Raw genomic sequence first — 24,813 nt, 5'->3', positions numbered from 1 at the left:
GCATGTGGCAGGCCGAGGTACGCGTCGACCTTGACGCGATCCGTGAGAACGTGAGTTGGTTGCGCTCCGGCAGCGCCGCCGAGTTGATGGCGGTGGTCAAGGGGGACGGGTACGGCCACGGCATGGTCCCGGCCGCCCACGCCGCGCTGGATGGTGGTGCCGACTGGCTCGGTGTCTGCACCCTCGACGAGGCCCTCACCCTGCGCCGGGCCGGGATCACCGTGCCGATTTTGGCCTGGCTGCTCGCGCCGGGCCTGCCGTTACACCAAGGGGTGCTGGCCGGTGTTGACCTCGGTGCGGCCAGCGTGGCGCAGCTCGACGAGATGGTCGAGGCGGGCCGGGTGGCCGGGCGTCCAGCCCGACTGCACCTCAAGATCGACACTGGGCTGTCCCGGGGTGGCGCGACCGTCTCGCAGTGGCCGGAGCTGCTCGATGCCGCGGCGAAGGCGCAGGCTGACGGCGCGGTTGAGGTGGTGGGGGTGTGGAGCCACTTCGTGTACGCCGACGCGCCCGGACACCCGACCACCGACCGGCAGCTCGCTGTTTTCCACGAAGGGCTGAGCATGGTGGAGAGGGCGGGGCTGCGCCCGCGCTACCGCCACCTGGCCAACTCGGCGGCCACACTGACCCGGCCGGACGCCCACTTCGACCTGGTCCGTCCCGGGCTGGCCGTCTACGGGCTCTCACCGGTGGCCGGGGAGCGCTTCGGCCTGCGACCGGCCATGACCGCTCGGGCCCGGGTGATGCTCACCAAGCAGGTCCCGGCGGGGACCGGGGTCTCCTACGGCCACACGTACACCACCGAACGGGTGAGCAACCTCGCCGTGATTCCACTCGGGTACGCCGACGGGGTTCCCCGGGACGCGTCCAACAGCGGCCCGGTGCAGCTCGGTGGCGTCCGGCGGACCATCTCCGGTCGGGTCTGCATGGACCAGTTCGTGCTCGACTGCGGCGATGATGCGGTGGCGCCGGGAGATGTGGCCACCCTCTTCGGCGCCGGCCGGAACGGGGAGCCCACCGCCGACGACTGGGCCGAGGCGGTCGGCACGATCAACTATGAGATCGTCACCCGATTCGGCAGCACCCGGGTGCCCCGCTGCTACGACGGCGAGCGGCCATGACGTCGTCCCGGTTCCGGGTTCCGCTGCCCCGAGCCAGCCACCCCCGGGCTGCGATCGGCGCGTTGGCCGCCGTTGGTGTCGCGGCCGCCGGTCTCGTCGCCGGCGTCGCGACCGAACGCGCGCTGGTCCGTCGGCTGAAGGCCGATCCCACCGACCGGTACGCCGGCGAGGACTTCGGTGCGCAGCGGTTCGACGAGGCGCTGCGGGTGGAGATGCCGGACGGCACCGACATCCACGTGGAGGTGGTCGAGCCGGCGCGGCCGATCAGCGGGAACCCCACCATCGTGCTGGTGCACGGGTTCTGCCTGGACCAGGGCACCTTCCACTTCCAGCGCAAGGTGCTCGCCGCCCGGGGCGAGCACCGAATCGTGGCGTACGACCAGCCGGGGCACGGGCGCTCCGGCCAGCTGGAAACCGGCGAGTACGACCTGACCGCGCTCGGCCGGACCCTGCGCGCGGTGATCGACCGGGCCGCGCCGGAGGGCCCGCTGGTGCTGGTCGGCCACTCGATGGGTGGCATGACCATCATGGCGTTCGCGGAACTCTTCCCGGAGCTGTTCGGGGACCGGGTGGTGGGCACCGTGTTGTTGGCCACCTCGGGCGGGCTGCTCGCCGAGACCAAGCTGGTCGCCCCGGCACTGCTGGGGCGGGTCGGTTCGCCGGTGCTGCACCTGATGAGCAACGCCGCCCGCTACGGGAGCCCAGTGATCGACCGAGCGCGTCGGTCCACCTCCAACGTGGCCTGGCTGCTCACCCGCCGGTATGGCTTCGGCGCCGGTCACCCCAGCCCGGCTCTGGTCTCCTACGTCGAGGAGATGAATTCCCGGACCTCCGCCGACACCGTCACCCGCTATCTGCGAACGCTCGCCACCCACTCCCGGTTCCCGGCATTGGCGGCGCTCGCCAGCGCGCCGGTGCTGGTGCTGGTTGGCGAGAAAGACATGATCACGCCGGTGGCGCACTCGGAAGAGATCGTCCGCCGGCTGCCGCACGCTGAGTTCGTCAAGATCCCCGACAGTGGGCATGTGGTGATGTTGGAGCACGCCGACGAGGTGAACGCGGCGTTGACCCGGTTCCTGGAGGAGCTGTGAACCCCGGCCGGCCGATCCGATTCACCCTGCCGACCGCCGCGGACACGCACGCCTTCGGCCGTCGGCTGGCCGGCCTCCTCCGGGCGGGGGACCTGCTGCTGCTGACGGGTCCCCTCGGTGCCGGCAAGACGGCCCTCACCCAGGGCATCGGCGCCGGTCTGGGAGTGGCCGGGGCGGTAACCTCCCCGACCTTCGTGATCGCGCGGGTACACCAGCCCGATCCGGTTCGGGGCGGCTCGCTGCCCCTCGTACACGCCGACGCGTACCGCCTGGGCGATGCGAGCGACCCCCGTGCCGAGCTTGACGACCTGGACCTGGACGCGTCGGTGGACGAGGCGGTGACCGTGGTCGAGTGGGGCGAAGGGCTCGCCGAGCAACTCGTCGCGGAGCACCTCTGGGTTCGGATCGACCGGCGCGAGGACGACACCCGGCTGGTCGACCTGGAACCGGTCGGTGGCGACTGGAGTGCCCGGTTGACCGGCGCCCCCGGATTCATCGACAGCTGACAGCAGCGACAAACCACCCGGGGCAGCCTCGTCCGGTGGCGCGGGGAGGCGGCCGGTGCTGTCGGAGCCGGCGACTAGAGTGCGCGGGACGCCCCGACCGGAAAGGCCGCTGATGCCCGACGACGCACCCACCCTGGATCTGCTGGCCTTGCTGCCGCCGGAGTGGCGGTCCGCGCTCGCCCCACAGCTCGACCCGGCCCGCACCGCGGCGCTCGCCGGTTTCGTCGCGCAGGAGTACGCCACCCAGACCGTCTTTCCGCCCGTGGCGGACCTCTTCTCGGCCTACCAGCTCTGCCCGCCGACGGAGACCCGGGTGGTGATTCTCGGCCAGGACCCCTATCACCGGGCCGGGCAGGCGCACGGGCTGAGCTTCAGCGTCCGCCCCGGGGTGCCGACGCCGCCCTCACTGCGCAACGTCTTCAAGGAGCTCGGTGCCGACCTGGGCGTGCCGAGGCCGGCCGGTGGAAATCTGGGTGGCTGGGCCGAGCAGGGTGTGCTGCTGCTCAACTCGGTGTTGACGGTCCGCGAGGCCAGCCCCGGCTCGCACGCCAACCGCGGCTGGGAGGACTTCACCAACGCGACGATTCGGGCGCTGAACGCGGTGCAGCACCGGGTGGTCTTCCTGCTCTGGGGCGGGTATGCGCGGAAGAAGGCGGCGTTGGTGACAAACCCGAGCCACGTGGTGCTGGAGGCGGGGCACCCCAGCCCGATGAACCCGCGGGGTTTCCTGGGCAGCCGCCCGTTCAGCGCGGCCAACAAGGCACTCGCCGACGCCGGTCTGCCGACGATCGACTGGGAACGCGCCGCCGCCTGACCACTCGGCCGCGCCGCCGCCTGACCACTCGGCCGGGGCGGGGCCGGGTCCGGCGGCCGGGCGGCTAGGCTGGTTCACCGTGCTCGTACTGGTGGTGGACAGCTCGACCCCCGCGGTGATCGCCGCGTTGGTGGAGGTCACGGCGGCCGGCGTCGAGATGCGGGCGCAGCGCTGCGCCGTTGACGCCCGAGCCCATGGCGAGTTGCTCGCCCCACAGGTTGACGCGGTCCTGGCCGACCTCGGTGCGCGCCCCTCCGCTCTCGGTGCGATCGTCGCCGGCCTCGGGCCGGGCCCGTTCACCGGGCTGCGGGTGGGGCTGGTCACCGCTGCCACAATGGGGCAGGCGCTCGGCCTGCCGACCTACGGGGTCTGTTCGCTGGACGCCGTCGGCTTCCCGGCCGCCGCCGGCGAGCCGGTCCTGGCGGCGACCGACGCGCGCCGCCGGGAGATCTACTGGGCGGTGTACGACGGGGCCGGCCAACGGATCGTCGGCCCCGAGGTCTCGGCTCCGGCGGTCGCCGCCGCGCGCGCCCGTGACCTGGCGGTTGTCGCCGCGATCGGCGACGGCGCGCACCGGTACGCGGCGACGCTGGAGCTGCCGGTCGCCGATGAGCCCCGCTACCCGCTGCCGGTGGCCCTGGCGCGGCTCGCGGCGGAGCGGATCGCCGCCGGTGCCCCCGGTGAGCCGCTCACCCCGCTTTACCTACGGCGCCCGGACGCGGTCGCCGCGGCGGGCCGCAAGTCGGTCCTGCCGTGAGTGGGGGAGCGGACCGGGGTGGCGAACCGGCTGGCGGCGGGAGCGGCATTCAGCTGGAGCGGTTTCGCTGGTGGCACATCGCCGAGGTGCTGCCGATCGAGGCGGACCTCTTCGGTGTCGAGCAGTGGTCGGCCGCGATGTTCTGGAACGAACTCGCCAACGGGCACCACTACCTGGTGGCGACCGAGGGGGGAGCCCTGCTCGGCTACGCGGGCCTCACCGCAGTCGGCGGCGAGGAGGCGTGGGTGCAGAACATCGCCGTCTGCCGGGCCGCGCAGCGGCGGGGGGTCGGGCGGCTGCTGCTGCGCGCCTTGTTGGCCGAGGCGGCGCGACTGCGGGTCCGCGGCATTCTCCTGGAGGTGGCCGCGGACAACGCCCCGGCGCAGAAGCTTTACGCGGCGCATGGCTTCGAGGCGATCGGGGTGCGGCGCGGGTACTACCAGCCGAGCAACACCGACGCGTTGGTCATGCGCCGGGACGAGGAGTTGACCGATGGCTGACGAACCCCTGGTCCTGGGGATCGAGACGTCCTGCGACGAGACCGGGGTCGGTATTGTCCGGGGACACACCCTGCTCGCCGACGCGTTGGCCAGCAGCGTCGAGGAGCACGCCCGGTTCGGCGGGGTGGTGCCGGAGGTGGCCAGTCGGGCCCACCTGGAGGCGATCGTCCCGACGATGGACCGGGCGTTGACGGAGGCGGGGGTGACGCTCGCTGACGTCGATGCCATCGCGGTAACCTCCGGCCCCGGTCTGGCCGGGGCGCTGCTGGTCGGGGTCGCCGCGGCCAAGGGGTACGCGGTCGCCGCCGACAAGCCGGTGTACGGCGTGAACCACCTGGCGGCGCACGTCGCCGTGGACACCCTGGAACACGGGCCGCTACCCGAGCCGGCGATCGCCCTGCTGGTCTCGGGCGGGCACTCGTCGCTGCTGCTCGTTGACGACCTGGCCCACGGCGTCACCCCGCTCGGCGCCACGATCGACGACGCGGCCGGTGAGGCGTTCGACAAGGTCGCCCGTCTCCTCGGGCTGCCCTTCCCCGGTGGCCCGTACATCGATCGAGCGGCGGGCGCCGGTGACCCGGCGGCCATCGCGTTCCCCCGCGGGTTGACCGCGGCCAAGGACCTGGCAGCGCACCGTTACGACTTCTCCTTCTCCGGGTTGAAGACCGCGGTGGCGCGTTGGGTGGAGCGTCGGCAACGGGCCGGCGAGCCGATCCCGGTCGCCGATGTCGCCGCCTCCTTCCAAGAGGCGGTTTGCGACGTGCTGATCGGGAAGGCACTGGATGCCTGCCGGTCCAGCGGGGTGCAGACCCTGGTGATCGGGGGCGGAGTGGCGGCCAACTCGCGGCTGCGGGCGATGGCCGAGCAGCGCGCGGCCAAGTACGACATCCGGGTGCGAACGCCCCGCCCGAAGTTGTGTACGGACAACGGCGCGATGGTCGCCGCGCTCGGCTCACACCTGGTCGCCGCCGGTGTCGCGCCGAGCCGCCTGGACCTGCCCGCCGATTCGGCGATGCCACTGACGACAGTCAGTGTTACCGGGGAGGAGTAGACATGATCGTGCGGATGTGGGAGGTACGGGCCGAGCCGTACGGGATGGCCGACCTGATTACCTGGGTGTGCGAGACCGCCCTGCCGGAGTTCGAACACGACCCGTTGCACGTCTCCAGCGAGGTCTTCTCCTCCACCGATCACCGGGTCGTGGTGATCTCGAAGTGGCGGGGCAACCCCCGTCCGCTGCCCGACGCGCCGGTGACCCTGGTCGCGCGTCCCCCGTACTCCTGGGACTTCACGCCGGTCGATCGCTGATCCCCGCGCCGATCAGTCCCCCGAGGACGGGCTTAACTGACGTCGAGCGGGTCGGCGAGGAGCCGTTCGAAGGCGAGTTCGGCCGCGCCGATCAGGGCGGCGTCGTCGCCGAGTTCGGGGGTGCGCAGCCGGACGTGCTCCACACAGGCGGGCAGGGCGCTGGCGTTGAGTCGACTGCGCACCTGGGCGGCGGCGGCCAGGTAGAGGTCCCGCATCGCACCGCCGAAGATGACCAACTCCGGGTTGAAGATGTTGACGAGGTTGGCCACGCCGAAGCCGAGCCAGTCTCCGGCGGTGCGGACCGCGGTCTGGGCTTGGGCGTCGCCCCGGTCGGCGGCCTCAAAGACAGCCAGCAACGCGTCTCGGCCCTGGGTGTCGGAGCGGCCGGCGGCCCGCAGCAGACCGTGTTCGCCGATCTCCGTCTCCCAGCAGCCCCGCGACCCGCACTCGCAGCGGGTGCCGTCCCGCCGGACCACCATGTGTCCGACCTCGCCGCCGTAGCCGCCGTGTCCGGTCAGCCGACGCCCACCGGCGATGATGCCGGCGCCGACGCCGACATCGCCGTAGAGGTAGATCAGGTTGTCGCAGCCGGTGGCGGCGCCGCGGGTGTGTTCGGCGAAGGCCGCCACGTCGGCGACGTTGCCGACGACGACCGGAACGTCCGGCCCCAGCTCGGCGCCGATCGCCGCACCGATCGGCTCGTCCACCCAGCCCATCGTGGGGCCGAGCCGGACCAGTCCGTCGTCCCGGCGGACCAGGCCGCAGACGGCGACGCCCGCGCCGATGCAGATCGCATCGGCCGGCAGGGACTGTTGCATCTCCCGCGCTGCCCGGGCCAGCAACGGCGCGGCCTCGGCGGCGGTGATGCCCCGTGGCCGCGCCAGTTCCCGCCGGTCGAGCACCCCGCCACCGAGCCCGATCCGCGCGGCCCGCAGCCGGTCCACCTCGATGCTGTACGCGTAGGCGTGCACCCGGGTCGACTCGGGCCGGACGACCAGCGACGGTCGTCCGGCCCGGCCGGTCTCCTTCGGCGCCCCCTCGCTCACCAGGCCGGCCGCGGCGAGGTCGGTGGTGAGTGCGCCGATGGTGCTGCGGTTCAGCCCCAGCGTGGTGGTCAGTTCGGCCCGGGACGTCGCCCCGTGCATGTGGACGTACCGCAGCAGCGCTCCGAGGTTCTGCCGACGGATCTCATCCTGGCTCGGTCCTGCGCGCATCGCGGCGTACTGCTCCTCAGTGCGGTGGCGGGGCGGCGTCGTTGGTCTGGTCGGGCCGGCCCGGTCAGCGGCCGCCGCTGGCGGCGGCCCGACGCCGGGACAGCGCGTCCACACTGGCGGCGAGGAGTAGGACCACCCCGGTTACCACGTACTTGACCCCTGAGCTGTAGCCCATCAGACCCATCCCATTGTCGATCACGGCGACGACCGCACCGCCGAGCACCGCGTCGAGGACCCGACCCTTGCCACCGAAGAGGCTGGTGCCACCGATCACCGCCGCGCCGACGGCGTAGAGCAGTACGTTACTGCCACCGGTGTTCGGGTCGACCGAGTTGGCCCGGCTGGCGGCGACAATGCCGCCGATCGCGGCCATCGCGGAGCAGATCACGAAGACGGAGATGCGGATCCGGTCAACGTTGATGCCGGCTCGGCGGGCTGCTTCCTTGTTGCCGCCGACCGCGTAGATGTGCCGGCCGTAGCTGGTGCGCTGCAGTACGAAGGTCCCGGTGATCAGCAGTACTGCGATCAGCGGCACCACGATCGGTACGCCCTTGAGTGAATTGATCAGGACGTTGAAGCTGCGTTCCTGGTTGAGGAGGTAGACCGTCGTGCCGAGCACGGCGGCCAGCCCGACAACCCGGGCGAGGACCACGGTGCGCGGGTCGGTGACCAGGCCCCGGGCCGCACGGCTGCGGTACCGCATCGCCTGGATCGCGGCGTAGCCGGCGACGGCGAGCCCGGCCAGGGCCCAGCCGAGAGCCGGTGGCAGGTTGCGGTTCGCGATCGCCACCAGCACCGGGTCGCGGACCGAGATGTTCCTGCCCTCCTCCATCAGCAGCAGCACGATGCCCTGGAAGGCGAGGAAGCCGGCGAGGGTGACCACGAAGGACGGAATACCGATCTTCGCGACCAGCATGCCGAGCACGCTGCCGATCAACACTCCGGTGAGAACAGCGGCGAGCACCGCGAAGTACCACGGGTAGCCGAGGACGGTGACCACGTTGGCCAGCACCGCGGCACAGACTCCGCTGGCGAAGCCGGCGGAGAGATCGATCTCGCCGAGCAGCAGGACGAAGACCAGCCCCATGGCGATCAGCGTGACCGCTGCCCCCTGGGTGAACAGGTTGGCGAAGTTGGCGGTGGTGAGGAACGACGGCCGCATGATCGCGAAGACGGTGCAGAGCACGATCAGGCCGAGGACGGCGGGTAGCGCACCGATCTCCCCGCCGCGCACCCGGCTGAGGTAGCCGCGCACGTGGCTGGTGAGGGTGGGTACGGCGGCGGGGGTGGCCACGGATTCCTGGTCGGGGAGGGCGGTGCTGGTCATCGGGCGGCTCCCGGGGCGGCGGCGGGCTCCCCGCCGGTGTCGTTCGATCCGTTGCCCGCGTTGAACCCGAGCGCACCGGAGCGGCCGGCGGTGATCAGCTCAACGATCTGGGCGTGGGTGATGTCGGTGGTCTTCACCTGGGCGACCATCTGGCCCAGGTAGAGCGCGGCGATCCGGTCGGAGACGGCGAAGACATCGTTCATATTGTGGGAGATGAGTACGACCGCGAGGCCGTTGTCGGCCAGCCGGCGAACCAACTCGAGCACCTGTGCGGTCTGCGCGACCCCGAGCGCGGCGGTCGGCTCGTCCAGGATGACGACCTTGCTGTTCCAGAGCACCGCCTTGGCGATCGCCACGGTCTGCCGTTGGCCTCCGGAGAGGCTGGAAACCTGCTGGCGGAGCGACTTGACGGTGCGGACGGAGAGCCCGGCGAGCGTGTCCGCCGCCATCTGCTCCATGGTCGGCTCGTCGAGCACGAGGCCGTGCCGCTTCTCCCGGCCGAGGAACATGTTCTGCACGATGTCGAGGTTGTCGCAGAGCGCGAGGTCCTGGTAGACGACCTCGATGCCGAGTGCGGCGGCGTCGCGGGGGTTGTGGATGCTCACCGGGTGACCGTTGAAGAGGAACTCACCGGCGTCGGTCGGGTAGATGCCGCTGATGCACTTGACCAGGGTGGACTTACCGGCGCCGTTGTCGCCGACCAGCGCGGTCACCTGTCCGGGAAAGGCGGAGAGAGCGACATCACGCAGGACCTGGACGGGACCGAAGCTCTTGTCGATCCCGCGCAGCTCCAGCAGGGGGGTCGCGGACACGGGGACTCCTTAACGCACGTGAGGGGAGGTCGTCGTACCACCGGATGCGGCGACACGTCGCCCGGCACGGGGTGGCCCGTGCCGGGCGACGTCGCCGCGGCGAAGGTCAGCTGATGCCGGCGCTCGCGCAGAGTTCGGCGTACGCCTCGGTGCAGACCTCGTCCTTGGTCACGAAGCCGTCGGCGATGACGTCCTTGACGTTCTCCTTGTAGATCGCCTGGGGGGTGAGCAGCACGGCGGGCACATCCCGGCCGCTCTCCGGGTCCGTGACGGTCTGGCCGGTCTCCTTCCGCTCCCCCTTGGCCAGCGAGATGGCCAGTTCGGCGGCGGCCTGGGCCTCCTGCTTGATCGCCTTGTAGACGGTCATGCACTGGTCACCGGCGAGGATGTTCTGTAGGCCCTGCGGGGTGGCGTCCTGGCCGGTGACCGGGACCTTGCCGTTGAGCTTGTTCTTCTTCAGCACCGAGATGGCGGCGTTGCCGAGCCCGTCGTTCGCCGCGAGCACTCCGTCGATCTTGCCGCCGGACTTGGTGAGCTGCTGCTCGAAGATGGTGGCGGCCTGCGCGTTGTCCCAGTCCGGTACGGAGTCGTCCGCGACCTGCTGGTACTCGCCGGCGTCGAACTTCGGCTTGAGAACCGAGTCGTAGCCGTTCTTGAACAGGGTGGCGTTGTTGTCGGTCGGCGCGCCGTTCAGGTACACGATCGAGGGGTTCTGCACCCCGCCGTCGGTGAGGCACTTGATCAGGCCTTCGCCCTGGAGCTTGCCGACGGCCTCGTTGTCGAAGCTGACGTAGTACTCCGCCGAGCCGCCGAGGGTCAGACGGTCGTAGTCGATGGTGGCGACCCCCTGCGACTTGGCCTTGTCCAGGACGGCCTTGCCGGTGCCGGAGTCCAGGTTGACGATCATCAGGGCGGTGACCCCCTGGGTGATCATCTGGTCGGCGATGGTCTGGAACTCGGTCTTGTCACCCTGCGCGTTCTGGATGTCGGCCTCCACGCCGGCCTCCTTGAAGGCGTCCTCCAGAAACTTGCGGTCCGCGCCCTCCCAGCGGGCGGAGGACTTGCTGTCCGGGAGGATCACGCCGACCTTGGGGGTCGTGCCGGCCGACTCCTCGTCGGAGTTGTCGCCACAGGCCGCCATGCTGCCGGTGGCCAGGAGGCCGACGGTCGCAGCGGCGAGGAAACCCTTGCGCATCTGCAGGGTCCTTTCCAGGTGGGGGATTGGGGGATGGTTTGTTGTGCCCGGCAACCTATTCCGCGATCCCTGGAGGACACAAGAGTGGCGAGGTCATGAGTTTGTTGCCGGCAGTAACAATTCGGCAACGTCGTGGTCTTGAGCTGTGACGGGGTCCGGTCCGCCGGGTCCTTGCCCGGTGTGGTCACCGGCATGGGTCACTTCGGGTGTTCGCGCCCCAGAATCGCCTCGACGCCGGCGGTGTAGACCTCGGCCGGTACCGCCTCGGGGTCCAGTAGACGTTGGAGGCCAACACCGATGTCGAGCGCCAGGAGCAGGGTGGCCAGCTGGTCGGCGGGGAGGGGGAGGTCGGCGCCGGTCAGGGTGGCGGCGTCCTGGGCGTTGGCTTCGCGGACGGTCCGGAGCCACTGGGCCAGGAGCACTCGGGTGGCTTCGTTGCGCATGCCGTGGAGCCAGAACTCGATGAGTGCCAGCGCGAAGCGACGCGTCTCAGCGCGATCCGCGTTGGACTCAAAGCTGTCGCCGAGGCGGGCCGCCCAGGTGGCCAGGGACTGGATCGGGAGCGGTTCTTCGGGGCTGCCGACCTTGCGCTCCAGGATCGCCGCGATGAGGTCGTTCTTGCTGCTGAAGTTCGCGTAGATGGCGCCCTTGGTCAGGCCGACGGAGGCGGCGATCTCATCCAGTGAGGTCTGGTGAATCCCGCGGTCGCCGAACCGGGCCTCCGCGGCGTCCAGTAGGCGGGCCCGAGTGAGTTCCTGTCGCTGTGCCCGGGTGAGTCGTTCCGCCATGGGTACCGAACCTACCCCATTGACATACGCCCCAGTACTTGCATACCGTCTGGTATCCAGATACTAATCGGTATTCGGAGTCCTCATGCTGTACCTCGACAACCTGACCAAGGTCTATCGCCGTGGGGTGCGCGCCAACGACGGCATCAGCCTGGCGGTGGCCGCGGGCGAAACCCTCGGCCTGCTCGGACATAACGGCGCCGGCAAGACCACCCTGCTGAACCAGGTCGTCGGCCTGGCTCGACCAACCGGCGGCACGATCACCCTGCTCGGCCGGGACCCGGTCGCCGAACCCGCCTGGGCGCGCGCGGTCTGTTCGTTCCAGCCGCAGGCCCACGCCCCACTCACCGGTGTCACCGTCCGCCAGGCGATCGAGAGCATCGGCAGGATCCGCGGTGGTCACCGCCGGGCGGTACGACGCCGGACAACCGAACTGCTCGCCGCCCTGGACATCGAGCGGTGGGCGGACCAGCCCGGCGAACGCCTCTCCGGCGGGGTGCGGCGGCTCACCGCGTTCTGCATGGCGGTCGTCGAGCCGGGTCAATTGATCATGTTGGACGAACCCACCAACGACGTGGACCCGGCCCGTCGGCGCCTGCTCTGGGCACAGGTTCGGGAACTGGCCGCGGCGGGGCACGGAGTCGTCCTGGTCACCCACAACATCGCCGAGGCCGAACGGGTGATCGACACGGTGATGATCCTCAACCACGGCCGGGTCACCGCCACCGGCCCGCCGGCCGCGCTGGCCCCGGACCGACAGTTGCGCCTGGAGGTGATCGGGACCGCCGCACCGACGGTGCCGGCCTGGGCGCTGCGCACCAGCCGGGCGGACGGCCGGCTCACCATCACCCTCGCCGCGGAGAACGCGCAGCTCGCGGTGGCCTGGGCGGCGTCAATGACCAGCCGCTTTTCGCTCAACCCCGTCGGCCTCGAAGAGTTCTACCTCACCCTGACCGCGAACCCGGAGACCAACCCTGATGCGACACTGGTTTCGTAGCTACCTGCTCCTGCTGCGCTGGTCGGCGATCCGGCTGCGCTACCTGCTCTCGCTGGTGCTGGTCGTCCAGATCTTCCTCTCGGTGGGGATCGTCCTCGGGTTCGCCTTCCTGCTGCCGCAGATCGACTCGGCCACCGCGCGCTACCTCGCCACCGGGGCGCCGACCCTGGGCCTGATCACGATCGGGATGGTGATGGCGCCGCAACTGGTCGCCACCGCGAAGACCGAGGGCACCTTCACCTACCACCAGACACTGCCCGTACCGCGGACCGCGGTGGTGGTCTCGGAGGTCACCACCTGGTTGGTCGTCGGGGCGCCGGGACTGCGCCTCGGGCTACTGGTCGCGGTACTGCGTTTTGATCTCACCCTTCGAGTGAGCTGGCTGGCCGTACCCGCCGCGGTCCTGGTCGCGCTCGCCGCGACCACCGTCGGCCTCGCGATCGCCTACGCGGCCGCGCCACCGGTGACGAACATGGTGACCCAGCTCATCGTCTTCATCGCGTTGATGTTCTCGCCGATCAACTTTCCCGCCGACCGGCTCCCGGAGTGGCTCCAGACGGTCCATCAGGTGCTGCCGTTCCAACACATGGCGCAGGTGGTCCGCGACTCCCTCACCGCCGGCCCGGAAGGCGTCCCGGCCGGGCCGTACGCGGTCCTGGTCGCGTGGTGCGTCCTCGGCTTCGCCGCCACCCTGCACATCATGATCCGGCGAGCCTGAGCCAGGCCGGTGGCCGGTCCACTCGGGGCCAGTCCTGGGCGGCAAGCCGCTAGGCCGCGTCGGACGTAGCCGGCGCTTCGGGAGAGTGGTGCGATCAGCCCGCATCCGACCAGGGCCCCAGGCCAGAGTGCGGGTTGGCCGCTGGGCTAGGTGGCGGCGACCCGTGCCGTACGGGCGTTGGTGAGGGCGACCAGGTCCTGCGGGGCCAGTTCCAGCTGGAGCCCCCGGCGGCCAGCCGAGACGTAGATGGTCTCGTGGTGCAGGGCGCTTTCGTCGAGCACGGTCGGCAGGTTGCGTCGCTGTCCGAGCGGACTGATGCCGCCGCGCACGTACCCGGTGGCACGTTCGGCCGTGACCCGGTCGGCTAGCCCGGCCCGTTTGGCGCCCACCGCGGCGGCCAGGGCTTTGAGGCCGAGTTCGCCGGTCACCGGGACGACCACGATGGTGAGCGCGCCATCGGCCACGGCTACCAGTGACTTGAACACGCGGTCCGCCGGCAGGCCGAGCGTCGCCGCAACAAGTGCTCCGTAGTTCGGGGCGTCCGCCGGGACGTCGTACGGATGGGTGCGGTACCTGACTTTCCGCTGGTTCAGCAGCGTGGTCGCCGGCGTAGCCTGTCGTCGTGCCACACCATCACGCTAGCTGGTGGCCGGACGGCAGATAAGCACCGTGGGGGCGCCGTCCACCCGGGTCAGCACGAGGCTCGCCGGCTGGTCGCCGGTCAACCGCAGATCGCGGCGGAGCTTCTCCGGCTCGAGGGCCGAGCCCCGCTTGCGGATCTCCACCCGGCCGACCCGCCGCTCGCGCAGCAGGGCGCGAAGCCGCTTCAGCGAGAACGGCAGCACGTCGGTGATCTCCAGGCAGCGGGCGAAGGGGGTCGGCGTGGGAGTGTCGGCGTACAGGTAGGCGATTGTCGGGTCGGCGAGGGTGGCGTCGAGGGCGCCGGCCAGCTCGGCGACGAGGTGTGCGCGGACCACCGCCGGGTCCGGGTCGTAGACGTAGCGGCGAACCGGCCCGACCGGGGCTTCGGCGACGCGGGAGCCGGTCAGCTCGTGCACCCTCGTGGCGGGTCCGACCGGGCCGGTGGTGGCGGTTGGCGGCTCCTCTCGCAGCACGGTCGCGCGGCGGGCCACCGTCGCGAACTCGCCGCACCACAGGGCGGCCTCGACCAGGTCGCCGTTGACGCTGACCCACTCCGCCTCCGCGTCGGGTGGGATCAGTGCGTGGTCCAGGCCGGGTGCCACCTTGACCACCGTCCGTGGCACCCGCTCGGTCAGGGAGAGCACGAAGTCCCAGGGTGGGGAGTAGGCGTTCGGGTTGAAGATCCGTCGACCGGAGGCCCGGCGGGCGGGGTCACAGAAGACCCCGTCCACCTGGTTGAGATCGAAGGTGGTCGCGTCCCCCTGGGTGACGGTGAAGCGTTCGGCGAGGCCGGTGGCCTCGGCGTTCGCGGTGGCGGTCGCGGCGGTGAGCGGGTCGGCCTCCACCCCGTACACCCGGATCCCGGCCCGGGCGGCGGCGAGCGCATCGGCGCCGATTCCGCAGCCGAGGTCGGCCAGGGCGCGGACGCCGCTGGCGCGCACCCGTTCGGCGCGGCGCCGTGCCACCACCTGACGGGTGGCCTGCTCCAGGCCGGCCCGGGTGAAGAACAGGTCGGCGGCTCCCGGACCGAACTTGCCCACCGCACGACGGCGCAGCTCGGCCTGGGTCAGCGCCGCCGCGGCCAGGTCGGCCGGAAGCCCGGCGGAGCGAAGTGCCGCCGCCGCGGCCAGTGGGTCGCCCCCGGCCACCGCGGTCGCCGCCGCGAGCGCTGCCGACCCCGCGGGGGTACGCAGCCGCGCCAGCTGTCCCAGGTCCACCCCGCCATTCTTCCGGCTGGTACGCGGGGCCCGGAGTCGGGGTGCCGCCGGGCGTGCGCCGGCCCACCTCACTCGTCCGCGCGACGCGTTGGGCGGTTCGTTGGCACTCTCCTTGACGGAGTGCTAGCCGAGGAATAACCTGCGATTAGCACTCTCGACCTGAGGGTGCCAACCTCCGGGCCCTGGTGCCCGGCAGGTTAACGCCAGGCGGACCGGCACCCGCGACGACGGCCCCGCCCGGTGGCATGTGGCAGATTGAGCTGGCCGATTACCGGTCGGCAACGAAACCAAGTACCCCAGGAGGGTATGCCCGTGACTACCGCGACCAAGGTTGCGATCAAGCCGCTCGAGGACCGCATCGTGGTCCAGGCGAATGAGGCTGAGACCACCACGGCGTCGGGCATCGTGATTCCCGACACCGCCAAGGAGAAGCCGCAGGAGGGCACTGTCCTCGCTGTCGGCCCGGGCCGGATCGACGACAAGGGCAACCGTGTGCCGATCGACGTCAAGGTCGGCGACACCGTCCTCTACTCGAAGTACGGCGGCACCGAGGTCAAGTACGCCGGCGAGGAGTACCTGGTGCTCTCCGCCCGCGACGTCCTCGCGGTCATCGAGAAGTAGGTAACCGAGAGCAGTGTCGTCGCCCCGGTCCGGCTCGCCGGGCCGGGGCGACGACGCTTCGAAGGGACATTCATGGCGAAGATCCTGAGCTTCTCGGACGACGCTCGGCACCAGCTGGAGCACGGTGTCAACGCCCTCGCGGATGCGGTCAAGGTCACCCTCGGCCCCCGCGGGCGCAACGTCGTCCTGGACAAGAAGTTTGGTGCACCCACGATCACCAACGACGGCGTGACGATCGCCAAGGAGATCGAGCTCACCGACCCGCACGAGAACCTCGGCGCGCAGCTGGTCAAGGAGGTGGCGACCAAGACCAACGACGTCGCCGGCGACGGGACCACCACCGCCACCGTGCTGGCCCAGGCGCTGGTCCGGGAGGGCCTGCGCAACGTGGCGGCCGGCGCCAACCCGACCGGCCTCAAGCGGGGCATCGACGCGGCGGCCACCAAGGTCTCCGAGGCGCTGCTCGCCAAGGCCGTCGAGGTGTCGGACAAGGCGGCGATCGCGCACGTCGCGACCGTCTCCGCGCAGGACTCCACGATCGGTGAGCTCATCGCCGAGGCGATGGAGCGGGTCGGCCGCGACGGTGTCATCACCGTTGAGGAGGGCTCCACCCTCGCCACCGAGCTGGACGTGACCGAGGGTCTCCAGTTCGACAAGGGCTTCATCTCGCCCAACTTCGTCACTGACGCGGAGGGGCAGGAGTCGGTCCTCGAGGACCCGTACATCCTCATCACCACGCAGAAGATCTCGGCGATCGAGGAGCTGCTGCCGCTGCTGGAGAAGGTTCTCCAGGAGAGCAAGCCGCTGCTCATCATCGCCGAGGACGTCGAGGGCCAGGCGCTGTCCACGTTGGTGGTCAACGCGCTCCGCAAGACCATGAAGGTCTGCGCGGTGAAGGCTCCCGGCTTCGGCGACCGCCGCAAGGCGATGCTGCAGGACATGGCGATCCTGACCGGTGCCGAGCTGGTCGCCCCCGAGCTGGGCTACAAGCTTGACCAGGTCGGGCTGGAGGTGCTCGGCACCGCCCGGCGGGTCGTGGTCGACAAGGAGAACACCACCGTCGTTGACGGCGGCGGCAAGGCCACCGACGCCGCGGACCGGGTCGCCCAGATCCGCAAGGAGATCGAGGCATCGGACTCCGAGTGGGACCGGGAGAAGCTCGCCGAGCGGCTGGCCAAGCTCTCCGGCGGCGTCGCCGTGATCCGGGCGGGTGCGGCGACCGAGGTCGAGATGAAGGAGCGCAAGCACCGCATCGAGGACGCCATCGCCGCCACCAAGGCCGCGGTCGAGGAGGGCACGGTGCCCGGCGGCGGTGCCGCCCTGGCCCAGGTCCTGCCGGCGCTCGATGGTGACCTCGGCCTCACCGGGGACGAGAAGGTCGGCGTCTCGATCGTGCGCAAGGCGCTGGTCGAGCCGCTGCGCTGGATCGCCCAGAACGCTGGCCACGACGGCTACGTGGTGGTGCAGAAGGTCGTTGACAAGGATTGGGGCCACGGCCTCGACGCGGCCACGGGCGAGTACGTCGACCTGGCCAAGGCTGGCATTCTCGACCCGGTGAAGGTGACCCGTAACGCCGTCGCCAACGCCGCGTCGATCGCGGGCCTGCTGCTCACCACCGAGAGCCTCGTGGTGGACAAGCCGCAGGAGCCGGAGCCGGCCGCGGGTGGCCACGGCCACGGCCACCAGCACGGCCCGGGTTTCTGACCCACGCCGGACGCTCGGTCGGGGCGCGTCGTCCACAGTGGCGACGCGCCCCGACGCGTCTTTCGGACTGCTTACGGAACGCTGACGTGACTACCGACGCGGACCGAGATTGGAAACACTGGTCCGCGTGACCAGTACGACCCGTCGCCACGCCGCTTTGGCCGGGATGATCGCCGCTGCGGTGGCGATCGGCTCGGCGGAGCTTGTCGCGGTGTTGACCGGCCCCCGTTCCGCTCCCCTGGTAGCCGTCGGCGGGCTGGTGGTCGACACCGTGCCGGAGCCACTCAAACACTTCGGCATCGCGTTATTCGGCAGCTACGACAAGGTCGCGCTGTTGGTCGGTACGGCCCTGCTGTTGGCCGGCTTCGCCGCGTTGCTCGGCGTCCTGTCCCGGCGGCACCTGGCGTACGGGTTTGCCGGTGTCACGGCGTTCACGGCGCTGGGGGCATTCGCCGCCCTGACCCGGGCCGGCGCGGAATTCGCCGACGCTCTGCCGGCGTTGGCCGGGGGCAGCCTCGGTGGGTTGGTGCTCTGGGCGTTCATCCAGGGCCCGTTGGAGTTGGATCCCTGGCCCTGGTCCGCCCCCACCCCGCCGGCCGATTCCGGTGCGCCGGGTTCCGGGTCGGCTGCCCAGGAGCAGGCCGTGGGGCCGAGTCCGGAGTCCCGGCGACGGTTCCTCACCGCGAGTGGGCTGCTGCTCGGTGCGGCGGGGGCAGCCGGTGTCGGCGGCCGTTGGCTGAGCGGCCGCCGGGGAGTGTCGGCGGCCCGGGCGGCGGTCGTGCTGCCGGCCCCGGCCTCGCCGGCCGCCGCGGTGCCGGCCGGCGCCGACCTGGACCTGCCCCAGCTCGCCTCCTACGTCACGCCCAGATCCGGCTTCTACCGGATCGACACCGCCCTGGTGGTGCCACAGGTTGATCCGGCCACCTGGCAGTTGCGCATCCACGGCCGGGTCCGTAACCCGATCACCCTCAGCTTCGCCGACCTGCTGGCCCGGCCGCTAGTCGAGCGGTATGTCACGTTGGCCTGCGTGTCGAACGAGGTCGGCGGTGACCTGATCGGCAATGCCCGCTGGCTGGGGGTGCCGCTGCGGGAGCTGTTGGCCGAGGCGGATCCGCTGCCGGGCGCGGATCAGGTTGTTGGGCGGTCGGTTGACGGCTGGACCTGCGGCACCCCCACGGCGGTGCTGCGGGACGGCCGGGACGCGCTACTGGCGGTCGGTATGAACGGTGAGCCGCTGCCGGTCGAGCACGGCTTCCCGGTCCGGATGGTGGTGCCGGGCCTGTACGGCTACGTGTCGGCCTGTAAGTGGGTCACCGAGCTGGAGTTGACCAGCTTCGCGGACTTCGACGCGTACTGGGTGCCGCGCGGCTGGTCGGCGCAGGGCCCGGTGAAGACCCAGTCGCGGATCGACACGCCCCGGCGGCGGAGCCGGCTGGTGGCGGGGGAGGTGGTGGTCGCCGGTGTCGCCTGGGCGCAGCACCGGGGCATCCGGCGGGTGGAGGTCCGGGTGGACGAGGGGCCCTGGCGGGAGGCGGACCTCGCGCCGACGGTCTCGGTGGATACCTGGGTGCAGTGGTCGTGGCGGTGGGATGCGACGCCGGGGGAGCACACGCTTCAGGTTCGGGCCACCGACGTGACCGGTGAGACGCAGACCGGCCGGAGCGCGCCGGTGGCTCCGGACGGCGCTACCGGTTGGCACACGGTGCGCGTCACGGTTGGCTGACCCGCCAGTACGCCGTCTCGCCGCGGAGTCGTTCCCGGTACCGGCGCAGGCCGGTCGGGAGCGATCGTGTTGTGCGCCAGCTAAATGTCCTGGATGCGCCGGGTTTCTGTCTGGGCGTGCGCCGGCTGAAAGCCCGGCGGTCAGAAGCCGGTGGGGGTGCTGCGGTAAGGAGCGCGGCGAGCAGCCCGTTAGCTTGCTCGACGGTGACTGCCCGGTTGTGGTGGCTGTTCAGGGCGGTAGGTCATCCCGGGCCGGGCGACCGAGCAGGCCCCGGCCAGTCGGGACCATAACAAGGTAACGGGGGGTCCATCTCCTGGATCTCGATGATTCCGGGCCAGCGTCGGTCGACCGGGTCGGTGCCACGGCGCAGCCAGAGGGCCGTGCCGTCGGCGGCCGTCGCGGTCTCGATGACATGGTCGGCGTCCCCCTCGATGCGGCCGGTCTCGACCGGGCCCAGGCCGAGCCGCTCCGCCTCGGTTCGTAGGCCGGCGCGGGCGACATACAACAGGGCGGCCCGGCCCGGATCCACGCAGGCGCCGCTGGGCTCGACGCGGGGCAGCCACGGCTCCAGCGCCGCCACGGTTCCGGTGATGGTGGTGGCCGGGACGGTGACGAAGAGCCGGCCGACGATGTCGGGTTCGGCCGGCCCGATGTCCAGGGTGCGGTCGGGGGTGCGGCCGGTACCGTGGGTGGCGCCTTCCCAGCCCATCTCCTGGCCGGCCCGGTCGATCACCAGCCGGGTGGCCGGCAGGCCGGACGGGGGGCCCAAGGTCTCCGCGTAGCGGACGTTCGGCGAGTAGACGAAGTCCTGTTCAGGCCAGCCGAAGCGGTGCAGTAGTGGGCGTGCCATGGCGTGCATGGCATGTTCCTCGCTCACCGCGACGAGAGATTCCGACAGCAGCAGGTACGCGCGTTCGTCATCGACGTCTATCCCGTCGGCGCCGATCTCGTCGGCGAGGGGGGCGTATCGCCGCAGCGTTTCCATGGCGCTCGCGGTGCCGCGTTCCAGCCGGAGCATCGCCTGCATCCCGAACAGCGGCTTGGACTTCGCCACAAATCGCTCCCTGTCGAATTACTCACTGTTACTTGCCACCATGCCGCCGGTCGGCATCAGCAGCCCTGGTCCGACCAGCGTCGAGACCGGCTGTGGCAGTTTGTTCGGCCCAGGGTACGAGTGGCGGCGCAAGGCGGAAACTGATTTGGCTCGGTGTCACTTCGCGCCCGTAAGCCGGCGGGCGACGGTGCGCCCCGGCGGAGGGTCGGCCGGTCACACCGTGTCGACGGTCGGCATCCGACGTTCGTCCGGTGCCGCGTCGGACTTGTCGAGGTGCATGATGTGACCGGTGGCGGTGAACGTCTCGTTCCCGACCAGCGGACCGGTCCGGGTCTGCGTGACGGTGAACCCCTCGCTGGCGTAGAGCGCCTCGGCGGCCGGGTTACCGTCGAGCACGGTGACCTCGACCCGGGGCCCGGCTGCGGCGACCGCGTGGCCCAGCAGCGCCCTGCCGATTCCCTGCCGGTAGCGTTGCGGGTCGACGTACAGCCAGGTTACTTCGTCGTCGTCGAGTGCGACGAAGCCGGCTACGTTGCCACCGGCCTCCGCCACCCACAGGTGCCCGTCGAAAAGCCCTTCTCGCTCGGCGGTCTGCGCAAGGGTCAGGAAAGCCTCGACCCCGGCGGATCCGCGTAACTCGTCACGTCGCGCGGCGTCGTGAATGCGCGCGATCGCATCCCAGTCGTCGTTGGTGTAGGGCCGAATCTCGATCTCCACCTGCGGCATGTCGGTAATCCTTACCGCCCCTTTCGACCGACGCAACACATTAACCGCCCAGATGATGCCGGTATCAGCACGCGACAGGATCGGCGGTGTCCTCCACTACGTTCACCGAACAAATCCACCGTGAATATAGTGGAGATCATCACTGCGATGATCGTCGACCCTTGCGTCTCCGTGGGTCAGTCATATCCGTTGGTTTTTCCGCCAGGACTGCGGGCGCCCCAGATTGAGGACCATTGCAACTTTGATTTGCGGTGCGGCCGCGGTCAACTCAAAATAGTTTGGCAAGCAATCAAGGATACTTACCGGGCCAGATCCGAGAAGTGCTGTGCCGCGGCTGCAACTCCCGCGAAGCGCGTTCTACCGGGCTGCGGGTGGATCGCTACCGATGGTGGCACCCGGCCGCCATCGTCGGGTACTACCGCTGGACCTCGCCGCGGTTGGCGGGGTTTACGCCACCGTGCGGGGGAAAGCTCAGCTGCCGGTGGAGGGCCCGGAGCCGGGCCCGGGTGTGTCGACGGTCCGGTTGGCACGCCCTCCCGGTGGTTCAGCTGAGAAGGGAGCCCAGCTATGTCGCCTCAGTCGCAGTGCCCAGCCTGCGGTGCCCGGGTCGGTGTGAGGCCGGGCAGCTCTTGCCCACCACACACGGCGATGGGCGGCCGGGGCGACTGCCCCGGAACCCGTCAGCCCACGAAGTAGTAACTGCGCTCGCTTCGGCGCATCCCTTGAACCGGGCGGACGCCCGGACGGCGGACGTTCACGGCGAACCCCCGACCCCCCGCCCCGGTCACTCGCCGCCAACCGCGCCAGCGCCTCGGTGTGGCCCGGTTGATCGCGTTGCCTGTCCATCTGGTCGTCCCTAGGAACGGTAACCTCGGACAACTCGCGGCAAATGCCCCAACTGTCGGAAAAGTTCGAAGGATTGGCGGGAACCCCCTCCCGACCGGACTCCGTCATGGTCTGCTCGTTGACGGAGAGGAGACCACTGTGCGTACGGTTCTCGTGTGCGTTCGGACGCCCTTGGCGGCGCAACACCTGACCTCCGCCGCGGCGCGGCTGGGGCTGTCTGGGGCGGTGCGAACTGCCGTCTCCGACCCGGAGGTGATGCTGCGACTCGCCGAACGCCCCGCCGACGTGGTGCTTGTTGATACGGCGCTGACCCGGCCAGACAGTGCGGGGTTCGTTCGCCGGGTCCTGGCCCGGGCACCGCAGGCGGCGGTGGTGCTGCTGGGCGTTGAGGAGTCCGAGTCGGCGGCGGCGACCATCAGCGCGGGTGCCCGGGGGCTGATTCAGGGCGCCGACCACGACCTCACCAGCTCGGTGGCGAAGGCGCTGCTGCTGCTCTCCGCCCCCGGGCGGGCCAACCGTCACCGGGTCGATCCGGCCCGGGACGCGGCTTCGGTGGGCGGGTCGGCTCGCGCTACTCCCGGCGGCCGGGCGCCCGCCGACCCACCGTCGGGTTGGCCGGCCGGGGCCGCCGAGGGATCCGGTGGAGGGCCCACGGTCGTACCGGTGCAGCGCGGCGACGATCCCGCCGACCCGGCGGGTGAGCCCGCCGTGGTCCCAGCTGGCGGCCCAGCTCGGGAGTCGCGGCCAGCGGTCGGGCTGACCGAGCGGGAGCTACAGGTGCTCCTGGGGATGGCCGAGGGCAAGAGCAACGCCGAGATCGGCCGGGAGCTGTTCGTCTCCGAGGACACGGTGAAGACCCACGCCCGGCGACTCTTCCGCAAGCTCGGCGCCCGGGACCGCGCCCACGCGGTCGCCGCCGGCTTCCGCGCCGGACTGGTCGCCTGATTGATCAGCGGTTGGAGTTCGGCTCCTCGTCGTTGCCCTCGCTCAGGGTGTCGTGCACCCCGTCGGCGTATCCGCGGGCGTAGTCCCAGGTCACGTAGTGATCCGGATCGGGGTCGTACGCCGGCTCGTGCACTCGGGGGTGCCCGGAACTGAGTAGGTGACGCAGGTTGCCGCGAAGTAGATCCCAGCCGAAGTAGTGCGGCTCCCGGCAGTCCTCGCACTTGATCACCAGACCGCGTACCCCGATCGGCGCCAGCAGGGCCTGGTAGATCTCCAGGTCGGCGAGGTCCTCCAGCACCTCCTGCCGTTCGGCGTCGCTCAGCGGATCGAGCTCAGCGTCGCCGGAATCGGGCTGGCCCGCCGTCGAGTCGGCCGGCTCTCCATTGAAGGGATCGATGGGCTCGTCGTGCACCCCCTCACCGTAGACCCAACGCCCGGTCGCCGCCTGCCCTGGGCCGAGGTGACCTGCCTGCCCTGGGCGTACGTGACCTGCCCGCCGGCAGCGGGGGCGCGGCCAGTCGATGGGTACGATGGGCCAAGCGCCGCTACCCGGTTTCTGCCGGTGCCCGCCCGCGCCACCTCGCTGAAGCCCGTTCGAGCAGCTCAGGGGAGCAATCGTGGAAAATTCGCCCAGCACAGTTCAACCGACCGACGCAGATGGCGGTGAGCTGGGCGGCCATCTGCCGGAGCTGCCCGCCGGTTCGGCGCGGGTGGTTCCACTCGGTCTGACCTTCGACGATGTGCTGCTCCAGCCGGGCGAGTCGGATGTCGTGCCGAGTCGGGTGAACACCCGCACGAAGCTGACCCGCAACGTCGAGCTGAACATCCCACTGCTGTCCAGCGCGATGGACACGGTGACGGAGGGCCGGATGGCGATCGCCATGGCCCGCCAGGGCGGGATCGGCGTGCTACACCGCAATCTCTCCGTGGAGGACCAGGCGCTCCAGGTCGACCTGGTGAAGCGCTCCGAGTCCGGCATGATCACCAACCCGGTGACCGCCGGCCCGAACGACACCCTGCAAGACGTGGACGCGCTCTGTGGGCAGTACCGGATTTCCGGTGTGCCGGTGGTTGACGGCGACGGGCAACTGGTCGGCATCGTCACCAACCGCGACATGCGTTTCGTCTCCGACCCGGCCACGCCGGTCCGCGAGATCATGACCCGGACCCCGCTGGTCACCGCCCCGGTCGGGGTCAGCAAGGACGACGCCCTCGGCCTGCTGCGCCAGCACAAGGTCGAGAAGCTGCCGATCGTTGACGGCACCGGCAAGCTGCGGGGCCTGATCACCGTCAAGGACTTCACCAAGAGCGAGCAGTACCCGAACGCCACCAAGGACTCCGCCGGTCGGCTCCGCGTCGCCGCCGCCGTCGGTGTGGGTGAGGACGCGTACAAGCGGGCCCGCGCCCTGGTGGACGCCGGCGTGGATGTTCTGATCGTGGACACCGCGCACGGCCACCAACGGGCGGTGCTGGAGATGGTCGCCCGGATCAAGAAGGACGTCCGCGTCGATGTCGTCGGCGGTAACGTCGCCACCTACGCGGGGGCGAAGGCGCTCGTCGAGGCCGGCGTGGACGGGGTCAAGGTGGGGGTCGGGCCGGGGGCGATCTGCACGACGCGGATCGTGGCCGGTGTCGGCGTGCCGCAGGTGACCGCGATCATGGAGGCGGCCCGGGCGGCCCGGCCGGCCGGCGTTCCGGTGATCGGTGACGGTGGCATCCAGTACTCCGGCGACATCGCCAAGGCGCTCGTGGCCGGTGCGGACACGGTGATGCTGGGCGGCCTGCTCGCGGGCTGCGCGGAGAGTCCCGGTGAGCTGATCTTCATCAACGGCAAGCAGTACAAGGCCTACCGGGGGATGGGCTCGCTAGGCGCGATGCAATCCCGGGGCCAGGTCCGGTCGTACTCGAAGGACCGCTACTTCCAGCAGGATGTCACCAGCGACGAGAAGCTCGTCCCCGAGGGCGTCGAGGGGCAGGTGCCGTACCGCGGCCCGCTCGCCCAGGTCGCCCACCAGCTGGTCGGCGGGTTGCGCCTGGCGATGGGGTACGCCGGCGCGGAGAGCGTTGCCGAGCTGCACCAGCGCGGACAGCTCATTCGGATCACCGCGGCCGGGCTCAAGGAGAGCCACCCGCACGACATCCAGATGGTCGCTGAGGCGCCCAACTACCACACCCGCTGACCCACCA

25 protein-coding genes are annotated in these 24,813 nt (G+C 70.7%); 15 read left to right on the top strand and 10 right to left on the bottom strand.

The features are described from left to right. Positions 1 to 2: 2 nt before the first annotated feature. The 8 genes from alr (at position 3) to SALPAC4_RS0105165 (ending at position 6,097) form a co-directional block, all read left to right on the top strand. Entirely contained in the window at positions 3 to 1,121 is a 1,119-nt protein-coding gene (gene alr, locus SALPAC4_RS0105200; protein WP_019869438.1) for an alanine racemase, read from the top strand. Then, positions 1,118 to 2,212, top strand: coding sequence for an alpha/beta fold hydrolase (locus tag SALPAC4_RS0105195; protein WP_019869437.1), 1,095 nt, complete (start codon positions 1,118 to 1,120; stop codon positions 2,210 to 2,212). The genes alr and SALPAC4_RS0105195 overlap by 4 nt, the downstream gene beginning before the upstream one ends. After that, positions 2,209 to 2,718: a tRNA (adenosine(37)-N6)-threonylcarbamoyltransferase complex ATPase subunit type 1 TsaE gene (gene tsaE, locus SALPAC4_RS0105190; protein WP_018734103.1), complete on the top strand. Its 510-nt coding sequence runs from the start codon at positions 2,209 to 2,211 to the stop codon at positions 2,716 to 2,718. Before SALPAC4_RS0105195 ends, tsaE begins: the two co-directional genes overlap by 4 nt. Before the next feature lie 112 nt (positions 2,719 to 2,830). Further along, a complete protein-coding gene (gene ung / locus SALPAC4_RS0105185) occupies positions 2,831 to 3,532 on the top strand; it encodes a uracil-DNA glycosylase (RefSeq protein WP_019869436.1) in 702 nt (233 codons plus the stop codon). Positions 3,533 to 3,611: 79 nt separating this feature from the next. Further along, positions 3,612 to 4,289: a tRNA (adenosine(37)-N6)-threonylcarbamoyltransferase complex dimerization subunit type 1 TsaB gene (gene tsaB, locus SALPAC4_RS0105180; RefSeq protein WP_018729159.1), complete on the top strand. Its 678-nt coding sequence runs from the start codon at positions 3,612 to 3,614 to the stop codon at positions 4,287 to 4,289. Further along, positions 4,286 to 4,789, top strand: a complete 504-nt coding sequence (gene rimI / locus SALPAC4_RS0105175) for a ribosomal protein S18-alanine N-acetyltransferase (RefSeq protein ID WP_019869435.1) — start codon at positions 4,286 to 4,288, stop codon at positions 4,787 to 4,789. Before tsaB ends, rimI begins: the two co-directional genes overlap by 4 nt. After that, positions 4,782 to 5,840, top strand: coding sequence for a tRNA (adenosine(37)-N6)-threonylcarbamoyltransferase complex transferase subunit TsaD (tsaD, locus tag SALPAC4_RS0105170; RefSeq protein ID WP_018729161.1), 1,059 nt, complete (start codon positions 4,782 to 4,784; stop codon positions 5,838 to 5,840). The genes rimI and tsaD overlap by 8 nt, the downstream gene beginning before the upstream one ends. Positions 5,841 to 5,842: 2 nt before the next feature. Then, complete coding sequence (locus tag SALPAC4_RS0105165) at positions 5,843 to 6,097, top strand: hypothetical protein (RefSeq protein WP_018729162.1); 255 nt, start codon at positions 5,843 to 5,845, stop codon at positions 6,095 to 6,097. A gap of 32 nt (positions 6,098 to 6,129) precedes the next feature. On the opposite strand, the gene SALPAC4_RS0105160 is transcribed toward SALPAC4_RS0105165, so the two are convergent. From SALPAC4_RS0105160 to SALPAC4_RS0105140, 5 genes are all read right to left on the bottom strand, one after another. Then, positions 6,130 to 7,311 (bottom strand): ROK family protein, encoded by a 1,182-nt coding sequence (locus SALPAC4_RS0105160; RefSeq protein WP_027644389.1) that lies wholly within the window; start codon positions 7,309 to 7,311, stop codon positions 6,130 to 6,132. A 64-nt stretch (positions 7,312 to 7,375) separates the two neighbouring features. Next, positions 7,376 to 8,638, bottom strand: coding sequence for a sugar ABC transporter permease (locus SALPAC4_RS0105155; RefSeq protein ID WP_019869433.1), 1,263 nt, complete (start codon positions 8,636 to 8,638; stop codon positions 7,376 to 7,378). After that, entirely contained in the window at positions 8,635 to 9,450 is an 816-nt protein-coding gene (locus SALPAC4_RS0105150; RefSeq protein ID WP_019869432.1) for an ATP-binding cassette domain-containing protein, read from the bottom strand. The genes SALPAC4_RS0105155 and SALPAC4_RS0105150 overlap by 4 nt, the downstream gene beginning before the upstream one ends. A 106-nt stretch (positions 9,451 to 9,556) precedes the next feature. After that, complete coding sequence (locus tag SALPAC4_RS0105145; protein WP_019869431.1) at positions 9,557 to 10,645, bottom strand: sugar ABC transporter substrate-binding protein; 1,089 nt, start codon at positions 10,643 to 10,645, stop codon at positions 9,557 to 9,559. A 197-nt stretch (positions 10,646 to 10,842) separates the two neighbouring features. Further along, positions 10,843 to 11,433 carry a TetR family transcriptional regulator gene (locus SALPAC4_RS0105140; RefSeq protein ID WP_019869430.1) on the bottom strand — a complete coding sequence of 197 codons (591 nt, stop codon included), beginning with the start codon at positions 11,431 to 11,433 and terminating at the stop codon, positions 10,843 to 10,845. Between the two features lie 85 nt (positions 11,434 to 11,518). Between SALPAC4_RS0105140 and SALPAC4_RS0105135 the strand changes: the two genes are divergently transcribed. Continuing rightward, positions 11,519 to 12,430, top strand: a complete 912-nt coding sequence (locus tag SALPAC4_RS0105135) for an ABC transporter ATP-binding protein (protein ID WP_019869429.1) — start codon at positions 11,519 to 11,521, stop codon at positions 12,428 to 12,430. After that, positions 12,411 to 13,148 (top strand): ABC transporter permease, encoded by a 738-nt coding sequence (locus SALPAC4_RS0105130; protein ID WP_019869428.1) that lies wholly within the window; start codon positions 12,411 to 12,413, stop codon positions 13,146 to 13,148. The genes SALPAC4_RS0105135 and SALPAC4_RS0105130 overlap by 20 nt, the downstream gene beginning before the upstream one ends. Positions 13,149 to 13,294: 146 nt before the next feature. Here SALPAC4_RS0105130 and ybaK read toward each other — a convergent pair whose 3' ends face one another. After that, entirely contained in the window at positions 13,295 to 13,777 is a 483-nt protein-coding gene (gene ybaK / locus SALPAC4_RS0105125) for a Cys-tRNA(Pro) deacylase (RefSeq protein ID WP_019869427.1), read from the bottom strand. Between the two features lie 9 nt (positions 13,778 to 13,786). Continuing rightward, positions 13,787 to 15,007: a class I SAM-dependent methyltransferase gene (locus tag SALPAC4_RS0105120; protein WP_019869426.1), complete on the bottom strand. Its 1,221-nt coding sequence runs from the start codon at positions 15,005 to 15,007 to the stop codon at positions 13,787 to 13,789. A gap of 306 nt (positions 15,008 to 15,313) precedes the next feature. Between SALPAC4_RS0105120 and groES the strand changes: the two genes are divergently transcribed. The 3 genes from groES to SALPAC4_RS0105105 all read left to right on the top strand — a co-directional run bounded on the left by groES (position 15,314) and on the right by SALPAC4_RS0105105 (position 19,055). Then, positions 15,314 to 15,628: a co-chaperone GroES gene (gene groES / locus SALPAC4_RS0105115; protein WP_018222648.1), complete on the top strand. Its 315-nt coding sequence runs from the start codon at positions 15,314 to 15,316 to the stop codon at positions 15,626 to 15,628. A 72-nt stretch (positions 15,629 to 15,700) separates the two neighbouring features. Continuing rightward, positions 15,701 to 17,332, top strand: a complete 1,632-nt coding sequence (groL, locus tag SALPAC4_RS0105110; protein ID WP_019869425.1) for a chaperonin GroEL — start codon at positions 15,701 to 15,703, stop codon at positions 17,330 to 17,332. Between the two features lie 127 nt (positions 17,333 to 17,459). Further along, positions 17,460 to 19,055, top strand: coding sequence for a molybdopterin-dependent oxidoreductase (locus tag SALPAC4_RS0105105; RefSeq protein ID WP_027644390.1), 1,596 nt, complete (start codon positions 17,460 to 17,462; stop codon positions 19,053 to 19,055). A gap of 241 nt (positions 19,056 to 19,296) precedes the next feature. Here SALPAC4_RS0105105 and SALPAC4_RS0105100 read toward each other — a convergent pair whose 3' ends face one another. Continuing rightward, positions 19,297 to 20,109 (bottom strand): hypothetical protein, encoded by an 813-nt coding sequence (locus SALPAC4_RS0105100; RefSeq protein WP_019869423.1) that lies wholly within the window; start codon positions 20,107 to 20,109, stop codon positions 19,297 to 19,299. A gap of 213 nt (positions 20,110 to 20,322) precedes the next feature. Continuing rightward, positions 20,323 to 20,835 (bottom strand): GNAT family N-acetyltransferase, encoded by a 513-nt coding sequence (locus SALPAC4_RS0105095; RefSeq protein ID WP_019869422.1) that lies wholly within the window; start codon positions 20,833 to 20,835, stop codon positions 20,323 to 20,325. A gap of 984 nt (positions 20,836 to 21,819) precedes the next feature. Here SALPAC4_RS0105095 and SALPAC4_RS0105090 point away from each other — a divergent pair. Next, complete coding sequence (locus SALPAC4_RS0105090) at positions 21,820 to 22,626, top strand: response regulator transcription factor (RefSeq protein WP_027644391.1); 807 nt, start codon at positions 21,820 to 21,822, stop codon at positions 22,624 to 22,626. Between the two features lie 4 nt (positions 22,627 to 22,630). Here the strand turns inward: SALPAC4_RS0105090 and SALPAC4_RS0105085 are convergent, their stop codons facing one another. Continuing rightward, positions 22,631 to 23,038, bottom strand: coding sequence for a DUF5319 domain-containing protein (locus SALPAC4_RS0105085; RefSeq protein ID WP_018729178.1), 408 nt, complete (start codon positions 23,036 to 23,038; stop codon positions 22,631 to 22,633). Positions 23,039 to 23,243: 205 nt separating this feature from the next. Here SALPAC4_RS0105085 and guaB point away from each other — a divergent pair, with 205 nt between their 5' ends. Next, positions 23,244 to 24,806, top strand: a complete 1,563-nt coding sequence (gene guaB / locus SALPAC4_RS0105080; protein WP_018729179.1) for an IMP dehydrogenase — start codon at positions 23,244 to 23,246, stop codon at positions 24,804 to 24,806. Positions 24,807 to 24,813 lie beyond the last annotated feature (7 nt).

The sequence above is a fragment of the Salinispora oceanensis genome (genome assembly GCF_000383575.1).
GTDB lineage: Bacteria > Actinomycetota > Actinomycetes > Mycobacteriales > Micromonosporaceae > Micromonospora > Micromonospora oceanensis.
Note: the sequence above shows the minus strand (reverse complement) of the source record. Positions and strands in the feature narration are given on the sequence as shown.

What these genes read in the sequence shown, in the direction of transcription:
- alr (WP_019869438.1), top strand. Translation starts at nt 3, where the DNA reads ATGTGGCAGGCCGAGGTACGCGTCGACCTTGACGCGATCCGTGAGAAC.
- SALPAC4_RS0105195 (WP_019869437.1), top strand. Translation starts at nt 1,118, where the DNA reads ATGACGTCGTCCCGGTTCCGGGTTCCGCTGCCCCGAGCCAGCCACCCC.
- ung (WP_019869436.1), top strand. Translation starts at nt 2,831, where the DNA reads ATGCCCGACGACGCACCCACCCTGGATCTGCTGGCCTTGCTGCCGCCG.
- tsaD (WP_018729161.1), top strand. Translation starts at nt 4,782, where the DNA reads ATGGCTGACGAACCCCTGGTCCTGGGGATCGAGACGTCCTGCGACGAG.
- SALPAC4_RS0105165 (WP_018729162.1), top strand. Translation starts at nt 5,843, where the DNA reads ATGATCGTGCGGATGTGGGAGGTACGGGCCGAGCCGTACGGGATGGCC.
- SALPAC4_RS0105160 (WP_027644389.1), bottom strand. Translation starts at nt 7,311, where the DNA reads ATGCGCGCAGGACCGAGCCAGGATGAGATCCGTCGGCAGAACCTCGGA.
- SALPAC4_RS0105155 (WP_019869433.1), bottom strand. Translation starts at nt 8,638, where the DNA reads ATGACCAGCACCGCCCTCCCCGACCAGGAATCCGTGGCCACCCCCGCC.
- SALPAC4_RS0105145 (WP_019869431.1), bottom strand. Translation starts at nt 10,645, where the DNA reads ATGCGCAAGGGTTTCCTCGCCGCTGCGACCGTCGGCCTCCTGGCCACC.
- SALPAC4_RS0105140 (WP_019869430.1), bottom strand. Translation starts at nt 11,433, where the DNA reads ATGGCGGAACGACTCACCCGGGCACAGCGACAGGAACTCACTCGGGCC.
- SALPAC4_RS0105135 (WP_019869429.1), top strand. Translation starts at nt 11,519, where the DNA reads ATGCTGTACCTCGACAACCTGACCAAGGTCTATCGCCGTGGGGTGCGC.
- SALPAC4_RS0105130 (WP_019869428.1), top strand. Translation starts at nt 12,411, where the DNA reads ATGCGACACTGGTTTCGTAGCTACCTGCTCCTGCTGCGCTGGTCGGCG.
- groES (WP_018222648.1), top strand. Translation starts at nt 15,314, where the DNA reads ATGCCCGTGACTACCGCGACCAAGGTTGCGATCAAGCCGCTCGAGGAC.
- groL (WP_019869425.1), top strand. Translation starts at nt 15,701, where the DNA reads ATGGCGAAGATCCTGAGCTTCTCGGACGACGCTCGGCACCAGCTGGAG.
- SALPAC4_RS0105095 (WP_019869422.1), bottom strand. Translation starts at nt 20,835, where the DNA reads ATGCCGCAGGTGGAGATCGAGATTCGGCCCTACACCAACGACGACTGG.